At 62.2% G+C, this 14,749-nt stretch carries 14 protein-coding genes and 1 pseudogene; 8 read left to right on the forward strand and 7 right to left on the reverse strand.

Annotated elements, in window-relative coordinates; all coding sequences use genetic code 11:
* Positions 1-9: 9 nt before the first annotated feature.
* Genes J2Z75_RS17180 through J2Z75_RS17205 form a run of 6 tightly spaced genes read left to right on the forward strand, consistent with a single transcriptional unit; the run spans position 10 to position 6,041 of the window.
* The gene (locus tag J2Z75_RS17180; protein ID WP_209853984.1) at positions 10-729 is read left to right on the forward strand and encodes an ABC transporter ATP-binding protein; all 720 of its coding nucleotides are present in this window, start codon (positions 10-12) and stop codon (positions 727-729) included.
* Complete coding sequence (locus J2Z75_RS17185) at positions 729-1,448, forward strand: ABC transporter ATP-binding protein (RefSeq protein ID WP_209853985.1); 720 nt, start codon at positions 729-731, stop codon at positions 1,446-1,448. Before J2Z75_RS17180 ends, J2Z75_RS17185 begins: the two co-directional genes overlap by 1 nt.
* A complete protein-coding gene (locus J2Z75_RS17190; protein WP_209853986.1) occupies positions 1,435-2,298 on the forward strand; it encodes a branched-chain amino acid ABC transporter permease in 864 nt (287 codons plus the stop codon). Before J2Z75_RS17185 ends, J2Z75_RS17190 begins: the two co-directional genes overlap by 14 nt.
* A gap of 9 nt (positions 2,299-2,307) precedes the next feature.
* The gene (locus J2Z75_RS17195; protein WP_209853987.1) at positions 2,308-3,393 is read left to right on the forward strand and encodes a branched-chain amino acid ABC transporter permease; all 1,086 of its coding nucleotides are present in this window, start codon (positions 2,308-2,310) and stop codon (positions 3,391-3,393) included.
* Positions 3,386-5,140, forward strand: coding sequence for an FAD-dependent oxidoreductase (locus J2Z75_RS17200; RefSeq protein WP_209853988.1), 1,755 nt, complete (start codon positions 3,386-3,388; stop codon positions 5,138-5,140). The genes J2Z75_RS17195 and J2Z75_RS17200 overlap by 8 nt, the downstream gene beginning before the upstream one ends.
* 7 nt (positions 5,141-5,147) lie before the next feature.
* A complete protein-coding gene (locus J2Z75_RS17205; RefSeq protein WP_209854308.1) occupies positions 5,148-6,041 on the forward strand; it encodes an intradiol ring-cleavage dioxygenase in 894 nt (297 codons plus the stop codon).
* Positions 6,042-6,183: 142 nt separating this feature from the next.
* On the opposite strand, the gene J2Z75_RS17210 is transcribed toward J2Z75_RS17205, so the two are convergent.
* Together J2Z75_RS17210 and J2Z75_RS17215 are read right to left on the reverse strand one after the other, a co-directional pair.
* The gene (locus J2Z75_RS17210) at positions 6,184-6,891 is read right to left on the reverse strand and encodes a hypothetical protein (protein ID WP_209853989.1); all 708 of its coding nucleotides are present in this window, start codon (positions 6,889-6,891) and stop codon (positions 6,184-6,186) included.
* Between the two features lie 426 nt (positions 6,892-7,317).
* Positions 7,318-8,148, reverse strand: coding sequence for an N-acyl homoserine lactonase family protein (locus tag J2Z75_RS17215; RefSeq protein WP_209853990.1), 831 nt, complete (start codon positions 8,146-8,148; stop codon positions 7,318-7,320).
* A 135-nt stretch (positions 8,149-8,283) separates the two neighbouring features.
* On the opposite strand from J2Z75_RS17215, the gene J2Z75_RS17220 reads away from it, so the two are divergent.
* Positions 8,284-9,159 carry a helix-turn-helix domain-containing protein gene (locus tag J2Z75_RS17220; RefSeq protein ID WP_234937399.1) on the forward strand — a complete coding sequence of 292 codons (876 nt, stop codon included), beginning with the start codon at positions 8,284-8,286 and terminating at the stop codon, positions 9,157-9,159.
* 150 nt (positions 9,160-9,309) lie between these two features.
* Here J2Z75_RS17220 and J2Z75_RS17225 read toward each other — a convergent pair whose 3' ends face one another.
* The 5 genes from J2Z75_RS17225 to J2Z75_RS17245 all read right to left on the reverse strand — a co-directional run bounded on the left by J2Z75_RS17225 (position 9,310) and on the right by J2Z75_RS17245 (position 14,577).
* Entirely contained in the window at positions 9,310-10,509 is a 1,200-nt protein-coding gene (locus J2Z75_RS17225) for an ABC transporter permease (protein WP_209853991.1), read from the reverse strand.
* A gap of 5 nt (positions 10,510-10,514) precedes the next feature.
* The gene (locus J2Z75_RS17230) at positions 10,515-11,657 is read right to left on the reverse strand and encodes an ABC transporter permease (protein ID WP_209853992.1); all 1,143 of its coding nucleotides are present in this window, start codon (positions 11,655-11,657) and stop codon (positions 10,515-10,517) included.
* Positions 11,657-12,364 carry an ABC transporter ATP-binding protein gene (locus J2Z75_RS17235; RefSeq protein ID WP_209853993.1) on the reverse strand — a complete coding sequence of 236 codons (708 nt, stop codon included), beginning with the start codon at positions 12,362-12,364 and terminating at the stop codon, positions 11,657-11,659. The genes J2Z75_RS17230 and J2Z75_RS17235 overlap by 1 nt, the downstream gene beginning before the upstream one ends.
* Positions 12,361-13,491: an efflux RND transporter periplasmic adaptor subunit gene (locus J2Z75_RS17240; RefSeq protein ID WP_209853994.1), complete on the reverse strand. Its 1,131-nt coding sequence runs from the start codon at positions 13,489-13,491 to the stop codon at positions 12,361-12,363. Before J2Z75_RS17240 ends, J2Z75_RS17235 begins: the two co-directional genes overlap by 4 nt.
* A 69-nt stretch (positions 13,492-13,560) precedes the next feature.
* Positions 13,561-14,577 carry a helix-turn-helix domain-containing protein gene (locus tag J2Z75_RS17245; protein ID WP_209853995.1) on the reverse strand — a complete coding sequence of 339 codons (1,017 nt, stop codon included), beginning with the start codon at positions 14,575-14,577 and terminating at the stop codon, positions 13,561-13,563.
* A gap of 93 nt (positions 14,578-14,670) precedes the next feature.
* Between J2Z75_RS17245 and J2Z75_RS29800 the strand changes: the two are divergent.
* Positions 14,671-14,748 (forward strand): annotated as a pseudogene (locus J2Z75_RS29800) (IS6 family transposase); the annotation flags it as partial.
* Between the last annotated feature and the right edge of the window lies 1 nt (position 14,749).

The raw sequence follows: 14,749 nt of genomic DNA on the forward strand, positions 1-14,749 counted from the left end.
ACGATAACCATGCCTATTCTCGAACTCGATAGCATCTCCAAGAAATTCGGCGCGCTGACGGTCGCCGAGCAGATTTCCTTTGCCGTCGGCGAAGGCGAGGCACTGGGCATCATTGGGCCGAACGGGGCCGGTAAGTCGACGCTGTTCAATTTGATCACCGGCAATATCACCGCCGACAGCGGCAGCATCCGTTTTCTTGGCAGCGACGTGACCCGCACGCCGCCGATGGCGCGCTGCCTGTCGGGGATGGGGCGAACCTTCCAAATCCCGCAGCCATTCGAGAAACTGACGGTGTTCGAAAACCTGCTCGTCGCCGGTGTCTTCGGCTCGCGCCAGCGTGAAGCCGAGGTGTCGGACCGCTGCGCCGAGATCCTCGTGGATACGGGGCTGATCGACAAGGCCAACGTGCTGGCCGGCAGCCTGTCGCTGTTGCAGCGCAAGCGGCTGGAACTCGCCCGCGCGCTGGCAACGGAGCCTAAGCTGCTGCTGCTCGATGAAATTGCCGGCGGGCTGACCGAAGGCGAATGCCGGGCGCTGGTCGCCACCATCCGCGCCATTCACGTGCGTGGCGTTGCCGTCATCTGGATCGAACACGTGCTGCATGCGCTGAATTCCGTCGTCGAGCGGCTGCTGGTACTGCATTTCGGCAAGGTCATCGGCATCGGCAAGCCTGATGAGATCATGGCATCGCGCGATGTCCGCGAAATCTACCTGGGGATCGAAATCTGATGGCGCTGCTCGAAACCACGGGACTGACTGCCTCCTATGGCGATTTCCAGGCGCTGTTCGGTGTCGATATCACCGTCGGTATAGGCGAGACCATCGCCATCATCGGCGCCAATGGTGCCGGCAAGACGACGCTGATGCGCTCGATCTCCGGCGTGCTCGCCAATGCGGCGGGCTCGATCCTGTATCGCGACGAGCCGATCGGCGCGCTGCCGGCGCCCGATATCCTCGCGCGCGGCATCGCCATGGTGCCGGAAGGTCGAAAACTCTTTCCGTCGCTGAGTGTCGAGGAAAACCTGCTGATCGGCCGATATGGCCGCAAGGTCGACGGGCCGTGGACGCTCGACAGCATTTTCGCGCTGTTCCCGATTCTCAAGGAGCGACGCCACAACCCGTCGACTGCGCTGTCCGGCGGGCAGCAGCAGATGGTGGCGATCGGCCGGGCGCTGATGTCGAACCCGGAGGTGCTGCTCTGCGACGAGATCAGCCTCGGTCTGGCGCCGGTCGTCGTGCGCGATATCTATGCAGCCTTCCCGCGCATCCGCGAAACCGGCGCTTCGATCGTCATCGTCGAGCAGGACATTGCCCAAGCACTGAAAGTGGCCGACCGCGTCTATTGCATGATGGAGGGGCGGGTGACGCTTTCCGGCGCTGCCGCCGATCTCAGCCGCGACGATATCCACAAGGCCTATTTCGGGACGGAACACCATGAACTGGCTTGATACCATTCTGCAGGGCGTCCTGCTCGGCGGCCTTTATGCGCTGTTTGCGGCGGGCTTGAGCCTCGTCTTCGGCATCATGCGGCTGGTCAATCTCGCCCATGGGGACCTGATCGTGCTTGCCGCCTTCCTGATCCTGGTGCTGGTCACAGCGCTCGGGCTCAACCCTTTCGTTGCCGCCGTGATCGCCATGCCGCTGATGTTCGCCATCGGTTGGGCCTTGCAATATTTCCTGCTCAACCGCACGCTCGGCAAGGATATCCTGCCACCGCTGCTCGTCACCTTCGGCCTGTCGATCGTCATCCAGAACGGCTTGCTCGAAAGTTTCTCTGCCGACAGCCGTCGCGTCTTTGCCGGCAGTCTTGAGAGCGCCTCGGTCAATCTCGGCCCCGTCACCGCCGGCATCATGCCGCTGATGACCTTCTTTTCGGCCGTTGCCGTCATCGTCTGCCTCAACCAGCTGATCTACCGCACTTCCGTCGGCCGTGCCTTCCGGGCAACGTCCGACGATCCGGTAACCGCCGGGCTGATGGGCATCCGGCCGCAGCGCATTTTTGCGATGGCGACCGGGCTTGCCATGGTCGTGGTGACGATCGCCGCCCTTTATCTCGGCACGCGCGCCAATTTCGATCCGACATCGGGGCCGGCGCGGCTGATCTATGCCTTCGAGGCGGTGATTATCGGCGGGCTCGGTTCGCTCTGGGGCACGCTTGCCGGTGGCATCATCCTTGGCGTGGCGCAGACGGTGGGGGCGGCGATCAATCCCGAATGGCAGATCCTTGCCGGGCATCTGGCGTTCCTTGCCGTTCTCCTGTTCAAGCCGCGCGGCCTTTTCCCGCGCGCGGTGGATTGAGGTGCATCGATGACCATGGCCATTCCCTCCTTCACGGTCGAGACGCGCACCAAGGCGTCGCCGCTCACGGCAATCGCGGTCATTGCTCTTTTGTTGCTCGCGTTTGCTGCACCCTTTATCGTCTCGCGCGGCGTCATCCAGGACCTGTTCTTCATCCTCACCATGCTGGTTCTGGCGCAGAACTGGAACCTGCTTGCCGGTTATGCCGGGCTGATCTCGATCGGCCAGCAGGCTTTCGTCGGCTTCGGCGCCTATACGATGTTCGGCGCGGTCATCCTGTTTGGCGTCGATCCGGTCCTGGCCATCCTGATTGCCGGGCTGTTTTCGGTCGCATTGGCAATTCCGACCGCCTTCTTCACCTTCCGTCTCTACGGTCCCTATTTCGCCATCGGCACCTGGGTGGTGGCCGAGGTGGTGCGACTGCTGCTGGCGCAATGGAAGACGCTTGGCGGCGGCACGGGCACGTCGCTGCCGCGGGACGCCACCCGGGATATGATGGGCGTCGGCATGATGCGCGATCTCTTCGGCATGAAGGCGTCACAGGCTGGAGACGCGCTGACCTACTGGCTGGCGCTGATCCTCGTCGTCTTGACCATCGGCTTCATCTATCGCCTGTTGCGCAGCAAGCAGGGCCTCGGGCTTGCCGCGGTGCGCGACAATGAACAGGCGGCCCGTGCCGTGGGTGTCGATGCGCGCCGGATGAAAACGTTCGTCTACCTGGCGACCGCCTTCATGACCGGCGTTGCCGGGGCGCTGATCTATGTGCAGAAGGCACGCATTTCGCCGGACGCCGCCTTCTCGGTCACCGACTGGACGGCCTATGTCATCTTCATCGTCGTGATCGGCGGCATCGGCACGATCGAAGGTCCGATCCTCGGCGTGATCATCTTCTTTCTCCTGCAGAACCTGCTCGCCGACTACGGCTCCTGGTATCTTTTGATGCTGGGTCTTCTCGGCATCGTCATCATGCTTTTTGCGCCGCGCGGCCTCTGGGGATTGTTCTCCGACCGCACCGGCATCCAGCTTTTTCCGGTCCGCCGCGTTCTGAAGGGCGGCCCGCTCAATCTCACGCATAAGGGAGGGCCTCATGGCTGACATTACCACCGACGTACTCATCATCGGCACCGGCCCGGCAGGCTCGGCCACCGCAGCCCTGCTTTCGTCCTACGGTGTCGAGAACCTGGTGATCAATCGCTACCGCTGGCTTGCCAGCACGCCGCGCGCCCACATCACCAACCAGCGCACCATGGAGGTGCTGCGCGATCTCGGCCGCGACGTTGAGGACGAGGCCTATATGTTCGCCGCCGAGCAGGATCTGATGGGGGAGAATGTCTTCTGCACCTCGCTCACCGGCGAGGAGATCGGCCGGATGAAGAGCTGGGGCAAGCACCCGCTATCGCGCGCAGAGCACCAGCTGTCGTCACCCACCCATATGAACGACCTGCCGCAGACATTCATGGAGCCGCTGCTGTTCAAGACTGCCTGTTCACGCGGCAGCCAGTCACGCATGTCGACGGAATATCTGAGCCATGTGCAGGACGAGGACGGGGTGACGACGACATGTCTCGACCGCCTGACCGGCAAGGAATTCACCGTCCGCTCGAAATATCTGGTCGGCGCCGATGGCGGCAATTCCAAGGTTGCCGAACATGCTGGCCTGACGTTCGAGGGCAAGATGGGGGTCGCCGGTTCGATGAACATCCTGTTCAAGGCCGATCTGTCGCGTCTCGTCGCCCACCGCCCGTCGGTGCTTTATTGGGTGCTGCAGCCGGGCGCCGATGTCGGCGGCATCGGCATGGGCCTGGTTCGCATGGTGCGGCCATGGGACGAATGGCTGATCGTCTGGGGCTATGACATCAACCAACCGGCCCCCTCTGTGGATGAGGCGCATGCCAGGAAGGTCGTGCGCGATCTCGTTGGCGATCCGGATCTCGAAATGACCATCAAATCCGTCTCGACCTGGACCGTCAACAACATGTACGCAACCACGCTGTCGAACCGCCGCGTCTTCTGCATGGGCGACGCCATCCACCGCCATCCGCCGTCGAACGGGCTCGGTTCGAACACCTCGATCCAGGATGCCTTCAACCTTGCCTGGAAGCTGGCCTTCGTCTTGAAGGGCAGGGCTGGCCCGAAACTGCTCGACAGCTATCAGGACGAGCGCGCTCTTGTCGCCAAGCAGATCGTCACCCGCGCCAACAAATCGATCGAGGAATTCGGCCCGATCTTCAAGGCGCTCGGCTTGCTCGATTCCATCGACCCCGTGAAGATGCAGCAGAACATGGATGCCCGCTGCAACAATACGGTTGCGGCTGAAGAACAGCGCGCCGCCATCCGCAAGGCGATCGCCGACAAGGTCTACGAGTTCGATTGCCACGGTGTCGAGATGAACCAGCGTTATCGATCCGACGCGGTTCTGACCGACGGTCAAATGGAGCCGGCCTTTACGAAGGACCCGGAACTGCACTGCCAGCAGACCAGTTGGCCGGGCGCCCGGTTGCCGCATGCCTGGGTATTTTCGCAGACCGGCGAAAAGATATCGACGCTCGATCTTGCCGGTCATGGCAGATTTACGGTGCTGACCGGTATCGGCGGGCAGGGCTGGATCGATGCGGCCCGCAGCCTCGGCAAGGAATTTGGCATCGAGATCGCCGCGCATGTCATCGGTCCGCGCCAGCAATGGCAGGATTTTACTGGCGACTGGGCCAATATCCGCGAAATCCGCGATAGCGGCATCCTGCTTGTGCGGCCCGATCATCATGTCGCGTGGCGACAGGATAGCATCGCAGACGATCCGCAAGCGGAACTGCGCCGGGCGCTGACAACTGTTCTGGGAAGGTGAGGTCATGATGGGCGCGCACGAAAAGGGCTTCTTCACCGAGGAAAATTCCGTCGAGGTCGTCACCGGTCGCAACAGCGCGGCAAAGGATGAACGCCTGAAGCAGGTGATGGAGGTGATCACCCGCAAGCTGCACGAGGCGGTCAAGGAGATCGAACCGACGCAGGACGAATGGATGCAGGCGATCCTGTTCCTGACGCGGACAGGTCAGATGTGCAACGAATGGCGCCAGGAGTTCATCCTGCTTTCAGACGTGCTCGGGGTCTCGATGCTGGTCGATGCGATCAACAACCGCAAGCCGTCCGGCGCCTCCGAAAGTACGGTGCTTGGACCATTCCATGTCGAAGGTGCGCCGGAACTGGAGATGGGCGCCAATATCTGCCTCGATGCCAAAGGCGAGGATATGGTGATCGGCGGGCGCATTCTCGACACCAATCGACAACCGATCAAGGATGCGGTGATCGACGTCTGGCAGGCCAATGACGAGGGTTTCTATGATGTGCAGCAGCAGGGCATCCAGCCGGATTTCAACCTGCGCGGCGTTTTTCGCACCGGTGCCGACGGCCAGTACTGGTTCCGGGCGGTCAAGCCGAAATATTACCCGATCCCGAACGATGGCCCGGTCGGCCAGATGCTTGATCATCTCGGCCGTCACCCGAACCGGCCGGCCCATCTGCATTATATCATCAAGGCCCACGGCTTCGAGACGCTGATAACCCACATCTTCGATCCCGACGATCCTTATATCAATTCGGACGCGGTCTTCGGCGTCAAGGAAAGCCTACTCGCCGAATTCAGGAAAACACACGATCCGGACCGCGCCAGGGCTTATGAATTCGACGGGGATTTCTGGGCGGTCGAGCATGATTTCGTTCTTGCCCGTGTCGGAGAGAAGGGAGAATAATGGCAGAGGTACAGGGGCAAAGATCTGTTCTGCTCACGCCACATTCAGCGACGGCACCCCAAGATGAGGACGATGAATAGGGTCGGATCAGGCTGGCCTCATCTCCTGTTTTACCAACACTGCAGATCGTCAGCAGATGTCATCAGGCCTTCGGATCGACATCCAGAGCAGACAGGGCAGCGTCGCGACGATGCTTGGGGAACAGCGGCGTAATGTTAGACACATCATCCCCCTTATGACCCATGCCGGCCTCGCGGCGGCGGCTCCGAGCATCCGCAATCGTCTGGATCCGGTTCTGGAATTCGCGACGGGGGTCGTAGTAGGCCGGCCGCTCGGGTATCGGGAGCTCGTATTCCGCGGAAATCGTTTGGATCAGGTCCAACGCTCTGAGGCCCAGCCGAGAAAAGTCCTCTTCGCGGCGCTCGAACAACTCGTCGAAAGCAGGCGGCACGATGTCCAGAGAATCAAGCGCGTCAAGCACGTTGCGGATGCGGTTCGGCATCCACAAGAGCTGTTCAACGACGTCGGTACGCATGATGCTCCACTCGGCATCTCTTGGTAGGGCGAGGCGTGGATCCTCCACATGGAAAACGAATTCTGAGGGATCGGATGGGTTGAATTCAGGCGTATCGTTGACCGCCGCCTGGCAGGCCCCGACGAATTCGTCGAGTGCGATTACGGTACGCAGAGCCAGCTGGCGAACTTCAGCTGCCGATGCCCCGCTCCGTTTCGATCGTGTTCCAACCCGCGAGGAAGCCGTGGACATCAGCCATCCGGCAACGACGCCTGCCAAAGTGATGCCAGCGCCGATCAAGACAAAGCCAGTTCCACCGCCCAGAATCTCGTTCAATATGAAGCTCCTGCTTTTAAGAGATGTCCATTATCTAATAGGTAGCGGGGATCACAACAAGAGGGCGACGAACCAGTGCCAGGCACTCCCGCGCATATCATTTCGATGCTGGCCGGCCCCGGGTCTTTCTCAACGTGGCCGGGCGAAATCGCATCGATAGCGGGGGAGTGTCTCGTGACGGGCGTCCTCAAGCCAGGACGGTTGCCACAAATGCCAAACCCGTAGAACAGTCTTCGGTGGGAAAGAGGCAGGGTGGTGAGGATGGGCGATATATGTCGGCGAGACCCTTGGTTAGTTTCCGTTCGCAGGACGCGGTTGGTTTCAGTCCGATTCAATCGAAGGAACCGGGAACTTTAAGGATACCAAAGAGGCGATTGATAGTTGCCAACCCGGCCGGCGTTTTGGCCGGCCGGGTACGGAATGTCGCTACCTGGCGCTTTTCGGGAAGGCCGGCAGCTTGGCGATATCCTTCGCGTCGTGCTGGACGATGAGGGTGGCATCCAGCGTCTGGGCGATTCCCATCAGCCGCTCCATCGACGCCAGCGTTTCGGCACGGTCGAAGTTGAAACCCGGCACGCCGCGGCTCTCGAACTGCTCCTCAAAGTGCGCAACGTCACCGGAGAGCAGGACCGCACCCGTTTCTGGCAGGCGAACGAGAAGGCTTGTTTCGCCGGGCGTATGGCCGGGCGTCGACAGGATGGTGACGGTTCCGTCACCGAAGACGTCGCGATCGCCGGAGATGGCATCGACCTTCGAGCCGCCGTCGAGCCACGGCTTGATGAATGCCGGATCGACGGCGAAGGGCAGCGGCTCGTCCTTGAATTGTGCAAGGTCCGCAGCGCCCATCATCAAGGTCGCCTGCGGAAATGCCGCCGCCTGACCGACATGGTCGAAGTGGTTGTGGCTAATGCCGAGACGGTCGATCTGTTCGGGCTTCACGCCGATCTCGGCGAGTTGGGTCGGGATGTCCTTTGCGAGCGTCGGCGCCATGACTGCGGTCGGATCCAGCTTCGCTCCCAAGAGGGCTGCCGGCAGTCCGGCGTCCCACAGCATGTAGTCGCGATCGTGTCGGATAAGGTAGCAGCTGTCGGTCAGCGTCCGCTTCTCTCCGACATGATTGAAGGTATCGGAAAATAGCGAAAGGTCACGGACCTCGATCTCGCCGCAGTCGAGCCGCCAAAGCTCGACATCGGCGGAATGGGCAGTGGATACTATGAGGGCCGCGCTGGCGAAGAGGATCGTTGCAATCGGGTTCATGTCAGTCTCCTTGAATGTGGAGACCGCTTTTGACGCAATCCTCCCGAGGCGGAGGGCCTGGTTCGATCTATTTAGAGCCCGAAACGCTCACCGATGCGGTTTTTTCCAGGCGCGTCCTGCGCTATCGTTGCCGACATGAACATTCATTACAAAAGCAGCGACGACGCCCATCTTCGATCCATGCTCGTGGATCGCCTTCGGCCGATGATGGCGCCGAACCGCACGGCCGGCCGTTATGCGCACAGCAATCGACTCTTTTCCTATTGCTCCATCGATCGAGAGCGGTTCAGGGCGATCGAACTCCCGTGTCCGATCATCGGCATCATGTTGCGCGGCTACAAGGAGGTTTGGCTCGGCGATACGACCCATGTCTTCGAGCCCGGCACGGTCTTCGTTCTGCCCGGGCGGGTGCCCATGGACGTCGTCAACATCCCGGCAGGGCTCACCTCCGGCTATGAATCTCTGCTGTTGGAGGTGCCGGCTCTGCCGGCGGGCATGACGCCGCTTACGGCAGGCGAGAAGACAAGCATTCGCGATGGCGACAGGCAGTTCCGCGTGCCACTTGATCTGGATCTCGTGAATACGCTCGCTCATGCTGCAACGGCGATCGCCAGCGAAGCTTTAGGCAAGGCGGTCAAGGCGGTGCGGCTGATGGAAGTGCTGACGCTTCTGCGGCCGATCCCTGCCGCCCGTCCGCTGTTCGAAGCGAGCCTGCCCGACGAAGTGGCCTGGCTGATTGGAAGTGCGCCTTCGGAAGCCTGGACGGTTGAGCGCGTCGCCGAGCATCTCGGCCTTGGCGCTTCGACCATGCGCCGGCGTCTCGCAGCCGAGGGCACATCTTTCCGCACGATCGTCCGGGTCGAGCGGCTTCGCGCCGGCCAGAGCGCTCTTGCCTCCGGCGCATCGAGCTTTGCAGCCGCCGAGGCCGCAGGCTACGCCTCGCGTTCGCATTTCGCCCGGCGCTACAGAGAGAGCTTCGGTCAGCCGCCAAGCGGTCGTCGCCCCAAATGAGCAAGTGTAGGGTCGATTTCCGTCAAGGTGTGCAAGCCTGTTTGCCAATGATGAGTTCGCAACAGTCTGTGGTGTGTGGAGTGGGTGTGGACGTGCTATTGGGAAATCTCCGTCAACGTAGCAGCCGAGCGGCGCAATAAACGGTACTCGTTAACCTTTCGCCCGCAGCGCTGCGGTCAACGGCAGTCGCGTGGCAGCGATGGCAGAGATTGCGCCTGCCAGCATCCCGACGGCCACGCCGAGCAGGCCAGCGGTTAGCATGACATCAGTAGTGACGGCAAGCTGGAAGGCCATGCGGGCGTTGTTCGCCCCGACGGTGCTCGCCTGCCAGCCGTTGAAGGCGAGCCATGAGGCGATCAGGCCGAGGATGGCGCCGGCGCTTGCGATGATGATGGCTTCCACCCAGGTTCCCAGAAAGGCCGAGAGACGGCTGAAACCGAGCGCACGGACGGTGGCGATCTCGACCGTTCTGTCGGAGACCGAACTCATCATGGTGTTGAGGGCTCCCGCCGTCGCGCCGATGGCCATGAGGAGCGCGATCGGCCAGCCGAACAGCCGGATAAGGCTTGCTGTGCGCCCGGATTGCGCGGCATAGAGATCGGCCTCGGAGAGCGCCACCAGCGGTGTCGCAGTGATCGTGGCGAGCTTGTCCTGCAACAGTTTGAGGGAAGCGGGATCGGCAAGGCGCAACCGGAGACTTTGCACTTGCCCCTGCCTGTCGAAGGCTGAACGCACCGCATCGAGGTCGGCCCAGATTTCGGATTCGAAGGTGCTGCCACGGGCGGAGAAATGTCCCGATACCGTCCAGTCGACAGCACCGAGCCGGACTGTGTCGCCTACGTGCAGACCGAATTCACTGGCGAGGCGGTCGCCGACGACGATCTCGCGCGCACCGGGAGTGAAGAAGCGTCCGGCCGAAAGGGTGATGCCCTCACGGATCGACGGTCCAGCGGCGTCCATGCCGCGCAGCGCCAGCGTCCGCGCGGTGCCGTCCGCGGCCTGCCTCATATCGACAGGTACGACGATTTCGCGGGACGAAACGAGATTGCCGACCGAGTCGCGGAAGACACCGATATCACCGCTCATGGCATCCAGCGTGCGGATGACGGCGGCGGGAATGTCTGAGCCCGCCTCCTGATTGGTGCCGCCGCCGAGGACAACGGCGACCATCTTGGAGCCTGCGCCGGTCAGCGCCGTTTCGAAGCCCTTGGCCATGGCGAGAAAGCCGGCGAGCACGCAGACGACAAGGGCGACCGACAGCGCCATCGACACGGAAATGGCCAGGCGGCGCGGCAGGCTGGAGAGATTGGCCCGGATCATCACGAGCGTTTGCTTGGTGTGGGTCGACATAGCGGTTACCTCGTTCTGAAAGCTTTGATGATGGGAGTTCGCATCGCGTTGAAGGCCGGCAGCGCGCCGGTTGCAAGGCCGAGGACCGCGATGATCATGAGTGCCTTGGCTGCTATCGGCGGGGAAAAGACCAGACCGAGGGCCGGGCTGGCAAAGACGGTCGCGAGCTTTGCCAATACGAGGCCGATGCTTCCGCCGACGGCAAAAATGAACAAGGTCTCACCGAGGATCAGTGCCATGATCTTCAGCCGCGAAAAGCCGAGCGTCTTCAGGACGCCGATCTCGAAGGTGCGTTCGCGCACGGCGAAAACCATGGTGTTGACGACGATCATCAGGAGGGTGACGAAGGCCGCGCCGACCACGAGATCGACGATCAGGCCGATATCGGCATATTGACGCAGGAAAGCCTCAAGGAACTGCTTTTCCGATTGCGTGCGCGTCGGCGCAGCGGAATTGGCAAACAGCGTATCGATGCGGGCGGCAAGCTCGCCCGGCGGCACACCCTCGCGCGGGCGGACGATAAAGGCGTCTACCGTGTCCTTGCCCCGAGCCCGCGCGGCATTGATATAATCGTAGCGGGCGATGATGAAATAGGTGTCGGACGCGGCATTCTCGCCCTCGAAGACACCGGCTATCTCGAAGCGCCAGTCACGGCTGCCGTCCCGCTTTGCGACATCGAAAGCGGTGACCGCGATGTGCTGGCCAACCGTCCAGCCCTGTGCCTCCATGAGTGCACGGCCGACCAGCACCTTGTCGCGGGCCTGGCCGATCGCCGCCACCAGCTCGGGCGTCAGACCGAGACCCTTGCCGTTGACGGCGATGAGCCGTTCCGGATCGGCCGCGCTGACGGCGACGACATTTTTCTCCGCCGCAACGAAGCCGCGCAGGCGTGTCATATAGGCCAGCGCCGCGATATCGGGATCGGCGGCGAGCCTTGCCGCATGCGCCATCGGCAGGGGTTGCGTGCGGCCGCCGGCGCTCATGACGCCGAGTATATCGTCGCTTGCGGCAGACGTGCCTTGTGTGCCGGCAAGGAAGCTCGCCGTCAGGCCATAGATCAGGAAAGCAACAGCGATGCAGACCATCAGCAGCAGGCTGCGCAGCGGCTTCCGCCAGGCGTTCTTGCGGGCGAGATCGAAGAAGGTCATCAGGCAGCCCTCTTCTCTTCGACGAAATCGCCCTTGTAGAGGTGCAGCGTCCGCCTGGCATAGAGAGCCGCCTGCGGGTCGTGTGTCACCATGACGATTGTCTTCTCCAGCACCCGGTTGAGGAAGCGCAGCATCTCCAGAACCTCGTCGGCGGACGTGCGGTCCAGGTCGCCGGTCGGCTCGTCGCAGAGCAGCAGGCCCGGATCGGAGACGATGGCGCGGGCGATGCCGACGCGCTGTTGCTGGCCGCCGGACATCATCGCCGGATATTGCTTCTCACGACCGGCAAGTCCGACGAGATCGAGAACTTTTTCGACCCGGATGCGCCGCTCCTTGCGCGACAACGGTTTGAGCAGCAGCGGCAATTCGACATTCTCCGCGGCGGTCAGCATCGGCAGTAGATTGTAGAACTGGAAGACGATGCCCATGTGGTGCGCCCGCCAGGAGGAGCGCGCGGCCTCGCCCATCTGGTCGAGACGGCTGTTGCCGATGCGAAGGGTTCCGGCATCCGGCCGGTCGATACCGGCCAGCATGTTGAGCAGCGTCGATTTTCCAGAGCCGGACGGCCCCATGACGGCAACGAAATCGCCGCGCGGGATGGAAAGATCGAGGCCGGAGAAGATCGGGATCGCTTCCCCGCCCATGCGGTATCCCTTCTGCAAGCCATGCAGCGCGATATAGGGGTCCTGATCGTTACCTTGCGTCATCGGGTGGTGTCTCCTTGGCTGATGAGAGGGATGCGAATGCGGGCGGCCATGTTCGGCCGGATACCGGCCGGTGGATTGGTGAGGGACAGGCGCAGCGTGATGGTGCCCTTTTCGGTGGAGGCGACCGGAGCAAGACGCAGGACCGTGAAGGCGAAGGGCTGACCGGGAAAGCCATCGAGCACGGCTTCGCCATGCAGTCCGGGCTTGAGTGAGGCGATGTTGGTTTCCGCCACGTCGGCATCGATCACAAGCACGGTCGTATCGGTGATCGTCAGCAGGCTCTGGCTCTCGCGAACGCTGTCGGCCCGCGCCAGCACGGTGTCGCCGACTTGGGCGCCGAGGCGCGTGACAGTGCCGGCAAAGGGCGCGTGAACGGTCAGTTCGGCAATCGCTTCCTCCGCGATACGAATGGTCAACCCGGTTCGCGCAAGGTCCTGTTTGGCTTGCGCGACGGCGTTCGATGCACGGATGGCGGCGGTGCGCGTTTCTTCAAGCGTCTGATGGGATGTGGCGTCCTTGAGGGCCAGGATTTCGGTGCGGTCGAGCGAGGCGCGCGCCTGCGAGAGATCGATGGTCCGGCTGGCCAGCACCAGTTGGGCCGCGGCCCTCGCAGCCTCCGCCTGATATAGCGCGAAACGGGCACCGGCATCCTCGAGCGTGACCAAGATCTGACCGGCTTCGACGCGATCGCCCGCCTCCACCGCGATATGCGTGATCCTGCCTTCATACTTGGAGAAGACCGTCGTCATGCGGGGAGCGACCACGACGCCGGAGCCGGTAATCTCGCTTGCTGTCGGGACCGGCTTGCGGGTGGCCGGTCGCTCCGCTTTGCGCCCGCCTTGATCCACGTCTGCTTCTCTGGATACGGAAAAAGTGTCAGCTGTTGTGCCTGCCGGATTTGGCAGGGCGGCGACCGTGGTCTCCATATGGCGAACCACAATCGGCTGGTAGAGGATGACGCCTATGATGGCAGCAGCCAGAGCTGAAAGACCAGCCGGAAGGGCAAGACGCCGGCGCATTGGCTTGGGCGTCTTGATGTTGTGGGAGACGAATTCAAGTGACAGGGACTTGAGCGTCTCGGCGAGTTTTCGCTCGTGTTCGGTGCCAAGGTTGAGATGTGTGTTCATGCCGCCATGATGGCCGGCTGGAGCGGAAACGAGACCTGAAACGCGTTTTGAGCCGTCCTAAATCGCGATCTAGGACGGCCGGGCTGTCCTCTCACGCCATTCGAGCGGCGTCATCTCGGTGACACGGCGGAACTCGCGGTTGAAATTGGACTTGGTCTGGAAGCCCACCTCGAACATGATCTCGGTCACGGGTTTTTCCGTTTCCGCAAGCAGCCCGCAGGCTTCGGTGATCCGGTATTCGTTGACATATTGCGAGACGTTCTTGCCCGATGCCCGGTTGATCGCCGCGGAAATCTGCCGTGCTGGAATGCCCAGTTTGCGGGCCAGACGGTCGAGATTGAGATCGACATCGCGATAGACGCGCCTCGTCTGCATCAGGGCCTGAACGGCGGCGATGGTTTCCCTGTCCTCCGCCAAATCCGGCCCTGGACTGGCATCCTCCGTCTCGACCGGCGTATGGCTTTTGCTGGCGGCAGCGGCGGCGACCGACAGGATGATCAGCGACGCGAGATTGCCGATGGCGATCACCGGCCGCGTATAGGCCCCGTGTGTCCAGGCCAGATCGAGAGAAACAAAGGTATCGACGGCCGCCGAGAAAAGCAGCGCAAGAGCGGCAAAGAGGATGGCGCGGTAGGCCGGCGCGGCCCCCTCGAAGGGCGCGAGGCGCAGCGCATCCGTCCCCGGCCGCATCAGCAGCAGGATCGCAACCGCATAGCCGACGGAAATCAACACGAGCGCCACGTCGATAGCGCCCCGCCACGCCACCAGCAGGACGACGATGACGAGAGCGGGCACAGCATGTAGACCAAGACGCTGCAACAGCGGTTTGCTGTTCTTGCGCACCAGCGCCGTGACCCCGGCATAGGCAAGCGGCGGCACGGTGGCGGCCCCCACCGGTGCAAGATACATGACCTCCTGAACGCCGTACCCCCAGCGCAGACCCGACAGCAGCGATTGAAAAACGCTCAGCAGGATCAAGGCGAGGAACGGTCCATTCGCCTGCGCACCGTCATCGCGCCGGACGACGGTGACAAACAGAATGATCAACAGGATGGCGACAACGAAAGGGAGAGGGACGAATGGCATGAAGAGTCCGCAGTGAAATAGCCAAAGAGATAGTGGCCGTTATCATGGTCCAACGGGCAACTTTTGGCGACCTTGATCGTGTTCGAGGTCCAAACTCGCCTTCCGCAGCGAAAACGGGAAAGGATGATGCAGGGATTTCGATCGGCAGGAGGCCTGCAACGCTTCACATCCG

This window comes from Rhizobium herbae (genome assembly GCF_017873135.1).
GTDB lineage: Bacteria > Pseudomonadota > Alphaproteobacteria > Rhizobiales > Rhizobiaceae > Pararhizobium > Pararhizobium herbae.

What these genes read in the sequence shown, in the direction of transcription:
- J2Z75_RS17235 (WP_209853993.1), bottom strand. Translation starts at nt 12,364, where the DNA reads ATGACGCAAGGTAACGATCAGGACCCCTATATCGCGCTGCATGGCTTG.
- J2Z75_RS17185 (WP_209853985.1), top strand. Translation starts at nt 729, where the DNA reads ATGGCGCTGCTCGAAACCACGGGACTGACTGCCTCCTATGGCGATTTC.
- J2Z75_RS17180 (WP_209853984.1), top strand. Translation starts at nt 10, where the DNA reads ATGCCTATTCTCGAACTCGATAGCATCTCCAAGAAATTCGGCGCGCTG.
- J2Z75_RS17195 (WP_209853987.1), top strand. Translation starts at nt 2,308, where the DNA reads ATGACCATGGCCATTCCCTCCTTCACGGTCGAGACGCGCACCAAGGCG.
- J2Z75_RS17190 (WP_209853986.1), top strand. Translation starts at nt 1,435, where the DNA reads ATGAACTGGCTTGATACCATTCTGCAGGGCGTCCTGCTCGGCGGCCTT.
- J2Z75_RS17230 (WP_209853992.1), bottom strand. Translation starts at nt 11,657, where the DNA reads ATGACCTTCTTCGATCTCGCCCGCAAGAACGCCTGGCGGAAGCCGCTG.
- J2Z75_RS17240 (WP_209853994.1), bottom strand. Translation starts at nt 13,491, where the DNA reads ATGAACACACATCTCAACCTTGGCACCGAACACGAGCGAAAACTCGCC.
- J2Z75_RS17220 (WP_234937399.1), top strand. Translation starts at nt 8,284, where the DNA reads ATGAACATTCATTACAAAAGCAGCGACGACGCCCATCTTCGATCCATG.
- J2Z75_RS17205 (WP_209854308.1), top strand. Translation starts at nt 5,148, where the DNA reads ATGGGCGCGCACGAAAAGGGCTTCTTCACCGAGGAAAATTCCGTCGAG.
- J2Z75_RS17215 (WP_209853990.1), bottom strand. Translation starts at nt 8,148, where the DNA reads ATGAACCCGATTGCAACGATCCTCTTCGCCAGCGCGGCCCTCATAGTA.
- J2Z75_RS17245 (WP_209853995.1), bottom strand. Translation starts at nt 14,577, where the DNA reads ATGCCATTCGTCCCTCTCCCTTTCGTTGTCGCCATCCTGTTGATCATT.
- J2Z75_RS17225 (WP_209853991.1), bottom strand. Translation starts at nt 10,509, where the DNA reads ATGTCGACCCACACCAAGCAAACGCTCGTGATGATCCGGGCCAATCTC.
- J2Z75_RS17200 (WP_209853988.1), top strand. Translation starts at nt 3,386, where the DNA reads ATGGCTGACATTACCACCGACGTACTCATCATCGGCACCGGCCCGGCA.